A 12583-nucleotide genomic window follows, 5' to 3' on the forward strand; every position below is an offset into this window, starting at 1 on the left:
GAACCGGTGTCGGCGGTGCCGGTTAGCGTGGAAGACATGGGTCAGGTCTCCGTCGGCGTCGTGCCCGACGCCGCGCAGTCGCGCGCGCTCGAGCTCCCGGCCGAGGCGAGCGCCGTCGTCGTCGGCGCGCCGGGCACAGGTAAGACGCGGACCATCGTCGAACGGGTGCGACGGCTGGTCGTCGACGGACTCGACCCCGACGCGCTCGTCGTCCTGACGGCCACGCGCCAGGCGGCCACGGACCTGCGCGACGACCTCGGCGTCGCCGTCGGCGTGGCGACGGCCGGCCCCCTGGCCCGGTCGGTTCCGGCCTTCGCCTTCCAGATCGTGCGTGCCGACGCGGTCAGACGCGGCGTCGAACTGCCGCGTCTGCTGACGGGCGGCGACGAGGACGCGATCATCCGCGACCTTCTCGACGGCGACGCGGAGGACGAGCGCGACGGGCGGTCGCGGTGGCCGGGCGAGCTTCCCGCGCACGTGCGCGACTCGCGCGGCTTCCGCGCCGAACTGCGCGCTTTCATCGCGGAGTGCACGGCCTCGGGCATCGACCCGAGCGCTCTCGCCGCCCGCGCCGTTCGCGAGGGGCGACCGGCCTGGCGGGCCGCGGCGTCCTTCATGTCCGAGTACTTCGCGGTCCGCGACGCCATGCGCGGCGCCCACCGTGACGCAGCCGGGCTCATCCGTGAGGCGGTCGAGATCGTCTCCCATCGAGGGATCCCGCAGCTGCGGGTCGTGCTCGTCGACGACGCGCAGGAGCTGACCGCCGGCGGCGTCGACCTCCTCCAGGCTTGTCGCGCTCGCGACATCGCCGTCGTCGCGTTCGGTGACCCCGATGTGGGCTCCGGTGCGTTCCGAGGCGCGACGCCCGAGAACTTCGCCCGTCTCGCCGCGGGCCGCGACGTCGTCGTGCTCGACACGGTCCACCGGGCCGAGGCCCGCCACGCCCCGCTCGTCTCCGCCATCACCGCCCGCATCGGCGCGGTCGGGCTGGTGGCGCATCGACGGGCTCCAGAACCGGATGCTCCCATGGTTGGTGTCCGGGCGCTGGCGCTGCGATCGCGCTCGGAGGAATTCGACGCCGTGGCGCGGCTGCTTCGCGAGCGGCACGTGCACCACGGAGTGCCGTGGGAGGAGTGCGCGGTCATCGCCCACGACAGTCGTCAGGTCACCGCGCTCGAGGCCGAACTGGCTGCGCGCGACGTCCCGACGGCGACCTCCGGCACCGGTACCTCGCTCGGGGAATCGCCCGTCGTCCGCGACCTGCTGCGGCTCGTCGATCTGGCGGCACGCCCGGGTGAGACCTGGGAGCGCGACGAGGTCATCGCCGCACTCTCCGGCGCCGGGCTCGACGCCGTCGACCAGCGCCGGCTCCGGTCTGCGCTCCGTCAGGCGTTCCCGCCGCGCGAGGGCGAGCCGGTGTCGGCGTGGGAGCTGCTGCGCTCAGCGATGCTCCACCCCGCCGAGCTCGCACTGCTCGATCTGCGTGAGGCGCGTCGGGCGGCGCGTGTTGCGGACACTCTGAGGACCGTCGCCGACCTCATCGCCGACGGTGCGACGGCACACGAGCTGCTCTGGGCGTCGTGGGAGGGGTCAGGCCGGGAACGTGCCCTGCGCGAAGCCGCTCGCGGCCACGGGCCGCTGGCCGCGCAGGCGGATCGAGATCTCGACGCGGTCGTCGCCCTGTTCCAAGCCGCCAAACGCCACGGCGAGCGCGAGGACGGCACGACCCCCGTCGTCTTCCTGCGGGGCATCCTCGACGCAGACGTCGGCGACGACCGGTTCGTTCCGCCGCCGGTGAGCGGAGCGGTGCGGGTGCTGACACCGGCCGCGGCTCTGGGCACCGAGTTCGACACCGTCGTGGTGGCCGGGGTTCAGGAGGGCATCTGGCCGAACCTTCGCGTGCGCGGCGGACTGCTCGACACCTGGCGGCTGCCCTTCGACGACCCCGCGGTCGCGGACGCGCTCGATCGCCGTCGCGGTGTCCTGCACGACGAGCTGCGGCTTTTCGCGCGTGCGGTCTCGCGAGCACGCGAGCTCGTCGTGGTCACGGCCGTCGATGACGACGACACGGGACCGAGTCCGTTCTTCGAGCTGCTGCCCGAGGCGGAAGGGGCCCCGCCGGAGGCGGCGCACCCGCTGACCCTGCGCGGTCTCGTCGCACGGCACCGACGTGCCCTCACGGATCCGCGCACCGCGGAGAACGACCGCCGACGCGCGGCCGGGCAGCTCGCGCTCCTGGCCGATGCGGGTGTCGCGGGCGCCGATCCCGACGAGTGGTTCGGCATCCGCCCGCCGACCACGACGGCGCCGCTGCGCGACCGCGAGGTCGAGACGATCCGCGTCTCGCCCTCACGCCTCGAGACCCTCGAGGAGTGTCAGCTGAACTGGGTGATCGCCGACCTCGGCGGTGACGCGTCGAGCGCCACAGCCGGTATCGGCACGATCGTGCACAGCGCCCTCGAGATCGCGTCTCCCGACGAGGAGTCGCTCTGGCGGGCCGTGTCGGCGCGGTGGAGCGAGCTCGAGTTCGAGTCCGCCTGGCGCGAGCGCGCGGAACGGATGCGCGCCCGTGATCTCGTGCGACGGCTCGCCCGCTATCTCCGGGATTTCGAACGCGACGGCGGCCGTCTGCTGGGGGCCGAGCCGCGTTTCGAGGTGGAGCTCGCCCATGACGACGCCGACGGGCGCATCGTCCTCAGCGGCGCGGTCGATCGCGTGGAGCTGCGTGCCGACGGCAGCGTCGTCATCGTCGATCTCAAGACCGGGAAGCGCGAGCCGCAGACCGACCGTGCCGTGACCCATCACGCGCAGCTCGCGGCGTACCAGCTCGCACACGAGCACGGTGCGATCCCCGCAGCCGCGGGCCTGCCCCCCGGGGGTGCGATGCTGCTCGTGCTGCGACCGACGGCCGCGACGAAGGACTACGCCGCGCCTCGCCAGCCGCCCTTCGGCGACGACGAGCGCGTCGGCTTTCTCGGCCGCGTCCGCGGCGCCGCACGCGTCATGGCCGGGAGCAGCTTCGAGGCTCCGTTCGAGGAGCATTGCCGGGACGATCATTCGTTCGGGCTCTGCCGCATCCACACGATCGCGGCGGTGAGTGCGACATGATCGTCTCGCCTGCAGCCCTGGCGTCCGCCCTCGGTCAGTTCCCACCGACCCCGGAGCAGAGCGCGGTGATCGCCGCGCCGCTCGCGCCGGCGCTCGTCGTCGCCGGCGCCGGCAGCGGCAAGACCGAGACGATGGCGGGCCGCGTCGTGTGGCTCGTCGCGAACGGACACGTCCCGCGCTCCGGCATCCTCGGCCTCACCTTCACCCGTAAGGCGGCAGGCGAGCTGAGCGAACGCATCCGGCGGCGACTCGATCGCCTCGCGGAGTTCGAGGACGCGGGCCTGCTGCCGCATCTCGACGCGCTGCACCGACGAGGAGCACTGGACGTCTTCGGCGAACTCGAGCGAGCGGGCGACCCGGGCGGCGCGCGACGTCACGCCGCGCAGCGCCGCCTCGTCGACGACACCGGTGCGCGCACGCTCGGACCCGCGACGGACTCGCTGCTCGAGCGCCCGACGGTGTCGACCTACAACAGCTTCGCCGACGGCATCGTGCGCGAGAACGCGGTGCGCATCGGGCGCGACCCCGAGGCGGCTGTGCTCAGCGAATCCGCCGCGTGGCTGCTGATGCGGCGCGTCGTGCTCGAGTCGGATGACGAGCGTCTCGAGACGCGGGAGAACGCGCTTCGCAGCATCATCGACGGGGCTCTCCGCATCGCGCGCGACGGCGTCGACAACCTCGTCGACTTCGACGAGCTCGCGCGTTTCGGGGCGGCGTTCCAGGATGTCCTGGAACGCCCGTCGACCCGCAGCGGCACGACCGTCTACGCCGATGTCGCGCGGGCGGCGGAGCAGGTGTCGGGCCTGCCGCTGCTCGCCGACCTCGCGGTGGAGTACCAGCGTCGCAAGCTCCGCTCGGGTGTCATCGACTTCTCCGACCAGGTGGCTGGGGCGCTGACGATCGTCCGCGCCCACGCAACGGTCTCCGCCGACCTCCGCGCGCGGTATCCCGTCGTCCTCCTCGACGAGTATCAGGACACTTCCGTCGTCCAGACCGAGCTGTTGAGCGCCGTGTTCGCCGGTACGTCGGTGATGGCGGTCGGCGACCCGCACCAGTCGATCTACGGCTGGCGCGGCGCGAGCGCCGGCAACCTGGGCGACTTCGCGGCCGCCTTCGCGCCCGGCGGCGGCTCGGGCAGGTACTCGCTCGCGACGAGCTGGCGGAACAGCGAGCGCATCCTGGATGCCGCCAACGCCGTGCTCGCCCCCCTCGCCCAGCGATCGCCGGTGCCGGTCGACCGGCTGCGGCCGCGGCCGAATGCCCCCGCAGGCGGGGTCGACATCGTCTTCGAGACCGATCTCGACGCCGAGACCGAGCGCGTCGCGGCATGGTTCGAGGAAGTGAGAGCGGACCGGCAGCGGCGCGGTCTTCCCACGAGCGCGGCGATCCTGCTGCGCAGCAAGAAGCACATGGTGCGCTTCGCCGACGCCCTCGCGCGGCGCGGCATCCCGCACCGCATCCTCGGACTGGGCGGGCTGCTGAGCACCCCCGAGGTCGTCGACGTCGTCTCGGCCCTGCGTGTCATCAGCGATCCGACGGCAGGGTCGGCATTGCTCCGACTGCTCGGCGGGCCGCGCTGGTCGATCGGTCTTCGCGACCTGCGTTCGCTCGCTGAGCTCGGGCGCCGACTCGCGCGTTCCGACGTCGGGTTGCAGCCGCTGGCTGCTGAGCACGCGACGGAAGAGAACGCGTCGCTGATCGACGCGCTCGACTTCTTCGTGCGCGTCGGCCCCGATCACGGTTGGCTGGCTGACTTCAGCGCACCCGGCCGTGAGCGTCTCCGCGAGGCGGCGGCCACGTTCGCCGGGCTGCGGCGCGCGTCGTCGATGCCCATCCCGGAACTCGTGCGACTGATCGAGGCGGAACTGCGCCTCGACGTCGAACTCGCCGCGAACGAGAGCCGGGGCCCCGCTCGGGTCGCCTCCGATCAGCTGCGTGCCTTCGTCGACGAGCTGCAGGGTTTCCTCGCGACCGATGAGTCAGGATCGCTGCCGAGCCTGCTCGCCTGGCTCGACCACGCCGAGCGGCAGGACGAGTTCGCCCCGCGCACCGAGCCCCCCGAGGATGACGTCGTGCAGATCCTCACGATCCACGGATCGAAGGGACTGGAGTGGGATGCTGTCGCCGTCGGCCGGGTCGTCGCCGACGAACTCCCCGCTCGGCCGCGCGACAAGCAAGGGTGGCTCGGATTCGGAGTCTTGCCGTACGCCTTCCGGGGTGATGCGCGCTGGCTGCCCGACCTCGGGTGGGAGGCGCACGTGGCGCCGAGCCAGCAGGACCTCAAGGCGGCGCTCGCGAGATTCGCCGAAGACAACGCCGATCGACAGCGCGAAGAGGAGCGTCGTCTGGCATATGTCGCCGTGACCCGCGCTCGCGACGCGCTTCTGCTCAGCGGGTCACCGTGGTCGGGCACTCGCAACCCCCGCGGTCCGAGCCCGTTCCTGCGCGAGATCGCGACCGCGCTCGAACACGACCTCGCCGATGCCGAACCGGGGGAGAACCCCTACCTCGATCGTCGTCAGACGATGCAGTGGCCGCTGGATCCCCTGGGCGCGCGGCGCGCGCGGGTCGAGGCGGCTGCGCAGCGTGTGCGCGACGCCTGCGACGCGGGCGCGCGGGATCAGCCCGAGCGCGACCTCGCCCTCTTGCTGGCGGAACGTGAGGAGAGGGCCGGAGGCGTCCGACGGGTCGCCCCCACCCGCATCCCCGCGTCGCGCTTCAAAGACTTCGCCGCCGATTACGACTCCGCCGTGGAGGCGACTCTGCGGCCGATGCCTGAGCGTCCATACCGTGAGACGCGGCTGGGTACGCGCTTCCACGCCTGGGTCGAGCAGCGGTCCGGTCTCACCGCACGGGGGCCGCAACCCGATGCGCCGCTGTGGGAGGTCGATGACCCCGCCGATGACTCGGGCGGTGGCGCGGACGACGATCTGAGCCGTCTGCAGGAGAACTTCCTGCGCTCTGAATGGGCCGAGCTGCAGCCGATCGAGGTCGAGACCGAGATCGACTTCGCCGACGACCGGATGCTGGGCGACGGCCGCCCGCACGTCATCATCTGCAAGCTCGACGCGGTCTACCGCCGTGCCGACCGAGATGGGCGCATCGAGATCGTCGACTGGAAGACGGGGCGACCGCCGCGAACACCGGCGGAGCGGTCCGAGCGGATGCTTCAGCTCGAGCTCTATCGCCGGGCGTACTCGATCCGCCACGGCATCCCCGAATCCGAGATCGATGTCGCGCTGTTCTACGTGGCCGACGACCTCGTCCTGCGGGGCTGAGCGCGACTCGTCAGTCGGCGGTGGACCAGCGCCGCAACGCGTTGCGCGCGGCTTCCGCGTGCTCGGGGTCGTCGCCGTCCTCCTGCTGTCCCGTCGCAGAGGTCGGCGTGACGGTCGGTGCGGCGCCGGTGTCCCCGCGCCGGTCGCTCGAGGCGCCGTCGGGCGTCCAGTCGGACAGGTCGATCGGAACCGTTTCGATGTCGGCCTGCTCAGCGGTGTCCTGGTCGGCAAGGTACGCCGCCAGAAGTGCCGGGTCGTAGGTGTCGGTCTGCATGGAGGTGTCGCCCGCAGCCACCGCAGCCGGCGTGCGGCCGAGCAGCTCGAGCGCGTCGTCGACGGTGCTGTAGTCCTCCGGCAGGAGAGGCTCGTCGCGCACGCCCTCGTCGAGCGCGTTCAGCAGCGCGACGGCATCCTCCACGACCCGGGCAGCACCGGTCTCGTGGCCGTGTGCGAGCCACCGCGCGAACTCGAGCTCCGCATACAGACGCGAGCGCGCAGCGAGAGCGGCGTCGGGCGTGTGGTGCGCGGCCTCGGCGTAGGCGGCGAGCACGTCGCCGCGGGCATCCGGAGCCGAGGCGAGCCAGCGGAGGTCCTCGGCAGGGTCGCCGACGCCGAGACCGTGCCAGGCGAGAAGACCCGTGACAGTGGGGCCGGCGGCGGTGTCGCTCAGGACGAAGCGGCCCGGGTCGACCCCGCCCAGCGTGACCGTCGCCTCGAAGCGCCAGAGACGGTCCTCGCCGAGTGCCGTGCTCCAGCGTCGGAGGAGACCGAAAGGCAGCGAGCCGGTGGCCTCGGCGCGGTCGAGCAGACGTTCGGCGTCTTGGCGCACGTCGGCGCTCGTGCGGATACGCAGGCCGGCGTCGCGCGCGACCGCGTGGGGGAGGGCGTGGACGCGCGCTATGGCCGAGCCGAGCGACCAGGCCGCGCCGCGGCCCGGCGGAATGTGGCCCGCTTCAACACGGTAGCCGGGGACGTAATCCTGCACGACCGCGGTGAAACCGCCCATCCGGGCTGTGCCGAGAACCGCGGGGGCCTCGAAGGGAAGCAGGCCGCGCACACCCGGCGTCAGGGCGCGCAGCGCGCGGGTGTCGGCGACGAGTTCGAGGTCGGCGTCGACGTCGACCGGCACGCGCACGACGACTCTCCGGCCGTCCTCGAGGGTCACCAGGGCACTGTCGTATCTGCCCTCGGCGCGCTCGGTGAGCTCCGCGGCATTCACGACGGCAGCCCCGGGGAGAGCCGAACTGACGGACGCGGCTAGAGTGAAGGGAGAGCGAGCCATGCCATCAGGGTAGGTCGGGCGGCCGCGCAGGCCGACGCGCCACGCCCGCGAGAGAGGTCCCCGAGATGCGAATGCAGCCGCCGGCGCTGGCCCGGTCCGTCTTCGAACCGTCACCGGAAGAGCGCTCCGATGAGACGCTCATCGATCGTCTTCGTGCCGACCCGGCGACCCGCGTCGTGCAGATACACGGTGACCGTGCCCGTGTTCGCGGGAACCGACTCGTCTGGGACGAGCCCGCGGCTGTCGAAGAGGCCGGGGACGCCACCGAATGGGGCTTCCTCGGACGTGCCGTCGACGGTTCGGCGCGGCTCGTCGCGGCTGTCGCGTCGCCGGTCGACGGCGATGACGCGGGCGCGTGGGCGTCGCTGCGGATGTCGGGGGGCGACCTCGTCGACGAGGACGCGGGTGCCTTCGTGACTGCTGTGGCCCTCGGACGCTGGTTCTCGGATTTCCGGTTCTGCCCGCGCTGCGGTTCCCCCGCACGGCTGCGGTCGGCGGGGTGGTCCCGCGCGTGCAGCGGGTGCGGTCGTGAACAGTTCCCACGGACGGATCCCGCGGTGATCGTCGCGGTTCGCGACGTTCGCGACGAGCGACTGCTGCTCGGGCAGAACGCGGCCTGGGCCGTGGACAACCGGTTCTCCACCTTCGCGGGGTTCGTCGAAGCGGGTGAGTCACTCGAGACGGCCATCCGCCGCGAGGTGGCCGAAGAAGCGGGCGTGGTCGTCGACGACCTCGTCTATCGAGGCTCGCAGGCGTGGCCTTACCCGCGCTCGCTGATGCTCGGGTTCCACGCCGTAGCCGCAGATGCGCCGGCGGCCCGGCCGGACGGCGAGGAGATCGTCGCCGTGCGATGGTTCGACCGCGAGGAGATCCGCAGTTCGCTCGCCGGCGCCGGGCCGGTGAATCTTCCCGGCACCGCCTCGATCGCGCGTCGGCTCATCGCGGACTGGTGCGGGGACGCGGCGTGAGCGACTCGCTCGCCGGCCTCGATGAACAGCAGCGCGAGGCCGCCTCGGCGTTGCGTGGCCCCGTCTGCGTCCTCGCGGGCGCCGGGTCGGGCAAGACCCGGGTCATCACGCACCGGATAGCCCATGGCGTCGAGACCGGGGCGTACTCGCCGAGCCGGGTGATGGCGGTGACCTTCACCGCCAAGGCCGCGGGCGAGATGCGGGGCCGCCTCCGGGCGCTGGGCGTCGGGGGCGTGGCCGCTCGAACCTTCCACGCCGCCGCCCTCGCGCAGCTGAACTACTTCTGGCCGCAGCTCGCCGGTGACGCGGCCCCCACGATCCTCGGCAGCAAGGTGCGGCTGCTCGCTCAGGCTGCCGACACCATCGGCGTCGATCCCGACCCGGCGGTGCTTCGCGATGTCGCGACACGCATCGAGTGGCGGAAGATCACGATGCGCTCTATCGAACGCTATGCGCTCGATCGTCCCGAGCCGGTGGGGTCTCTCTCGCTGGACGCCGTCGTCGCGCTGCAGCGCGCTTACGAGCAGCTCAAGGACGAGCGCCGGCAGCTCGACTTCGAAGACGTCCTCCTCGCCTGCGCGGGAATGCTCGAAGCCGAGCCGCGTGTCGCCGCCGAGGTTCGTGAACAGTACCGGCATTTCACGGTCGACGAGTTCCAGGACGTCTCACCCGTCCAGCACCGGCTGCTCGAGCTCTGGCTCGGTGAGCGCCGCGATCTCTGCGTCGTGGGCGACGCGAGCCAGACGATCTACTCCTTCGCCGGTGCCGACCCGTCGTATCTGCTGGACTTCGGGGTGCGCCATCCCGATGCGCGCGTGCTGCGACTCGAGCGGAACTATCGATCAGAGGCCGGCGTTGTCGCCGTGGCGAACTCGCTCATGCGGGGTCGTCCCGGCGCGCTCGAGCTCACCGCGAATCGGGCGACACCCGACCATCCCCGCCCGACGATCCGTGCGTTCGCCGACGACAGCGCGGAAGCCGACGGCGTGGCGGAAGCAGTCGCCGACCAGATCGCTCGGGGCATCGATCCGCGCGACGTCGCCGTCCTGTACCGCGTCAACGCGCAATCCGCACCACTCCTGGCGGCCCTGGCTCGGCGCGGCATCGCCGCGGCGGTGCTCGGAGGGAAGCGCTTCTTCGACATCCCCGAGGTGCGTCAGGCCGTCATGGCGCTGCGGGGTGCGTCGGTCGCCCCGTCGTCGGGCGACCTCGTCGCAGACGTCCGCTCGATCCTGCGTTCGCTCGGGCTGACAGACGAGCCGCCGCCGGCGGGCGGGCCGCTCCGTGATGCCTGGGAGGCGCGCGCGGCGCTGCTCCGTCTCGCCGAAGAAGCGCCGGCGGGCACCACGATGCGGGCCTTCACCGACGAGCTCCAGGTGCGCGCGAAGGACCAGCACGAGATCCCGACCCGCACGGTGACGCTGTCGACGCTGCACGCCGCGAAGGGGCTGGAGTGGGACCACGTTCACCTCGTCGGCCTCGCGGAGGGACTGCTGCCCATCGCTTACGCCACGACCTTCGAGCAGATCGACGAGGAACGGCGCCTGACCTACGTGGGGGTCACGCGGGCAGCGCGCACGCTGACGATGTCGTGGGCCCGGGCGTCGGGACGGTATGAACGCCAGGTGTCGCGCTTCGTCCGGGAGATCGGCACCAGCACGCTGGATGAGGTTCGTGGTCGCGCCACGCCGCCTCGGCGGTCGACGCCAGCACGGTCAGCGAGCGGGTCCGCTCCGTCACCGGCGCGCTGATCAGACGCATCGCCGTGGCGCATGCCGCGGCGATGGCGGCGGGCTCGGTGGGAGAACAGGGCCGGGCGAGCAGTTGCGCGGCAAGCACCGGCCACGCGGCATCCTGAGCGCGACGGTGTTCGTGAAGGCACGCCAGACATCCGGTGCGACCGGGAACGACGAGCGGCCCCACGGTGACCTGGTCGCCGGCGAGCTCGAGGGCGAGATGCGGGATGTCGCGGGCCACGAGGGATGCGGCCCGGCGTGGCTCGACCAGCCGGGAGGCGACGAGGATGACGACGCCGGTGGAGTCCGGGTTGGTCGACGCCCGCAGCCGTGCACCGGCCGCCGCGAACGCATGGTCCACCGCGGCCCGATCTGCGGCCGCGACCTCGTCGCCGAAGGACACGGTGACGGACACGGGGGACCGGGGCCGAACCAGCACGGGACGCAGCGACTCGCGCAGGAGCTCGATCTGAGCCGGGTTCGCGCCGCCTTCTCGAGCGATCGTGTCGAAGAGCTCGTCGGGGATGCCGGTCACCAGCGCGTGCAGCAGCCGTTCATGCCACGATTCGACCGGCTCCAGCACGATGCTTCCCGGCTCGTGGCCGAGCTGCACGGCGGTGGGGGAGCGCCACAGCGGCGCAGCGGAGGGCGCGAGACGGATCATGCCTCGATTCTCGGCTCGGGCCGTGGTCCCGGGGGCGGTCTCCACAGGAAGCATCGCGTCGGACTGACGAAGAAGCAGTGGGGAGGAGACGCGGCCGCTCAGACGGGCGAAGGCCCGCCGGGTCCGTCGTCGTCCCGCCGCGTCCGATCCTCTTCCGGGGCTTCGTGCGTCGAATCGTCGCCCTCGGCCGCGGAGGCCAGCAGCGCGTCCAGCGCGTCGTCCATCTCGTCGCGTTCGGGTGCCTCGCCGCGTGCCCGCGCCTGCAGACGCGCGATGAGAGCCGACGGATCGTCGACATCGGCGGGTGCCGGCATGAGGTCCGGGTAGTCCCACAGGCTGTCGCGGGCGTCGCGCCCGACGGCATCCGTGATCGCGCGCCACATCGCCGCCGCCTCGCGCAGACGACGCGGCCGCAGCTCCAGGCCGACCAGCGACGCCATCGCCTGTTCGGCGGGACCGCCGACGGCACGGCGACGACGCACAGCCTCAGCGATGCGGTCCGCGGCGGGAAGACGCGTCGTCGCGTCCGCGGACACGACGTCGACCCAGCCCTCGATCGTGGCGAGCAGGTGCTCGAGGCGCGTGAGCGCGGCGGACTGGGCCTCGGATCGCTGGGGGAGCAGCACGCCGCTCTCGAGCGCCTGGCGGAGCTCCTCGGGCTGAGAAGGATCGAAGCGCGAGGCCAACTCCTCGAGGGCGTCGGTGTCGACGTGGATGCCGCGTGCGAAGTCCGTCACCTGCGAGATCACGTGCAGGCGCAGCCAGCGGGCGTGTCGGAAGAGCCGAGCATGGGCGAGCTCGCGGGTGGCGAGGGAGAGAGCGAGCTGCTCGTCGTCGATGCCCAGGTCGCGACCGAAGTCGGCGAAGTTCTGGGGCAGGATCGCGGCTTCGCCGTCCGGCATGACGGGGATGCCGACGTCGCCGCCGGAGACGACTTCGAGTGACAGCTTTCCGACCACCGCGCCCAGCTGCGCGGCGAACAGGGAGCCGCCGACCGTCCGCATCAGGCGACCAGCGCCGGCGATCATGCCCTGCATGTCTTCCGGAGCCTGCGATTCCAGGGCCGCGGTCAGCGCGTCGGCGACCGAGGTTGCGACCGGCTCGGCGAGTTCCTGCCAGACCGGGAGGGTCGCTTCGACCCAGGCCCCGCGGGTGAGGGCTCGCGGCGGCGTGGCCAGATCCGAGATCGTGGTCGCCTCGCTCAGCCACAGCGTGGCCAGCGCGAACGCCTCGGAGAAGTCCTGCTTGTCGCCTGCGCTGATGCCGTGACCGTCCTTATTGGCCAGGTGCAGCGCCTGCGTCCGCGTCGCGCTCCAGTCGACGCCGCCGTCGCCGCCCGCGGCGAAAGCGCCCTGGAGATGCTGCACCATCTGCTGCAGCATCGCGGGGTCGACGCCCATTGCCGACAGGCGTTCGAGCTGCTCGGGCCCGAGCGTGCCGCCCTGGCCCAGCAGGCTGCGGAGCAGCTCCTGGAACTCGTCCTCGGGAGAGCGGTCGTCATCAGCCATGTCAGGCGCCTTTCAGCAGGGCGGTCAGCTCGCGTTCTA

At 72.3% G+C, this 12583-nt stretch carries 6 protein-coding genes; 4 read left to right on the top strand and 2 right to left on the bottom strand.

From position 1 onward, the window contains the following. The first annotated feature begins 36 nt into the window (after positions 1 to 36). Both ABIC53_RS04505 and ABIC53_RS04510 read left to right on the top strand, forming a co-directional pair. Complete coding sequence (locus ABIC53_RS04505) at positions 37 to 3108, top strand: ATP-dependent helicase (RefSeq protein ID WP_354450549.1); 3072 nt, start codon at positions 37 to 39, stop codon at positions 3106 to 3108. After that, positions 3105 to 6386 (top strand): ATP-dependent helicase, encoded by a 3282-nt coding sequence (locus ABIC53_RS04510; protein WP_354450551.1) that lies wholly within the window; start codon positions 3105 to 3107, stop codon positions 6384 to 6386. The genes ABIC53_RS04505 and ABIC53_RS04510 overlap by 4 nt, the downstream gene beginning before the upstream one ends. Before the next feature lie 10 nt (positions 6387 to 6396). On the opposite strand, the gene ABIC53_RS04515 is transcribed toward ABIC53_RS04510, so the two are convergent. Then, positions 6397 to 7668: a protein kinase family protein gene (locus tag ABIC53_RS04515; protein WP_354450553.1), complete on the bottom strand. Its 1272-nt coding sequence runs from the start codon at positions 7666 to 7668 to the stop codon at positions 6397 to 6399. A 65-nt stretch (positions 7669 to 7733) separates the two neighbouring features. Between ABIC53_RS04515 and nudC the strand changes: the two genes are divergently transcribed. Together nudC and ABIC53_RS04525 are read left to right on the top strand one after the other, a co-directional pair. Continuing rightward, positions 7734 to 8636: an NAD(+) diphosphatase gene (nudC, locus tag ABIC53_RS04520; protein WP_274177935.1), complete on the top strand. Its 903-nt coding sequence runs from the start codon at positions 7734 to 7736 to the stop codon at positions 8634 to 8636. Next, a complete protein-coding gene (locus ABIC53_RS04525) occupies positions 8633 to 10387 on the top strand; it encodes an ATP-dependent helicase (RefSeq protein ID WP_269266169.1) in 1755 nt (584 codons plus the stop codon). The genes nudC and ABIC53_RS04525 overlap by 4 nt, the downstream gene beginning before the upstream one ends. Before the next feature lie 747 nt (positions 10388 to 11134). Here the strand turns inward: ABIC53_RS04525 and ABIC53_RS04530 are convergent. Further along, complete coding sequence (locus tag ABIC53_RS04530; protein WP_112614898.1) at positions 11135 to 12544, bottom strand: zinc-dependent metalloprotease; 1410 nt, start codon at positions 12542 to 12544, stop codon at positions 11135 to 11137. Positions 12545 to 12583 lie beyond the last annotated feature (39 nt).

Source organism: Microbacterium sp. 1262, assembly GCF_040544895.1.
GTDB classification, from domain to species: domain Bacteria; phylum Actinomycetota; class Actinomycetes; order Actinomycetales; family Microbacteriaceae; genus Microbacterium; species Microbacterium plantarum.

Excerpts from the sequence above, each read along its gene's own strand:
- ABIC53_RS04505 (WP_354450549.1), top strand. The coding sequence starts at position 37 with ATGGGTCAGGTCTCCGTCGGCGTCGTGCCCGACGCCGCGCAGTCGCGC.
- ABIC53_RS04510 (WP_354450551.1), top strand. The coding sequence starts at position 3,105 with ATGATCGTCTCGCCTGCAGCCCTGGCGTCCGCCCTCGGTCAGTTCCCA.
- ABIC53_RS04515 (WP_354450553.1), bottom strand. The coding sequence starts at position 7,668 with ATGGCTCGCTCTCCCTTCACTCTAGCCGCGTCCGTCAGTTCGGCTCTC.
- nudC (WP_274177935.1), top strand. The coding sequence starts at position 7,734 with ATGCGAATGCAGCCGCCGGCGCTGGCCCGGTCCGTCTTCGAACCGTCA.
- ABIC53_RS04530 (WP_112614898.1), bottom strand. The coding sequence starts at position 12,544 with ATGGCTGATGACGACCGCTCTCCCGAGGACGAGTTCCAGGAGCTGCTC.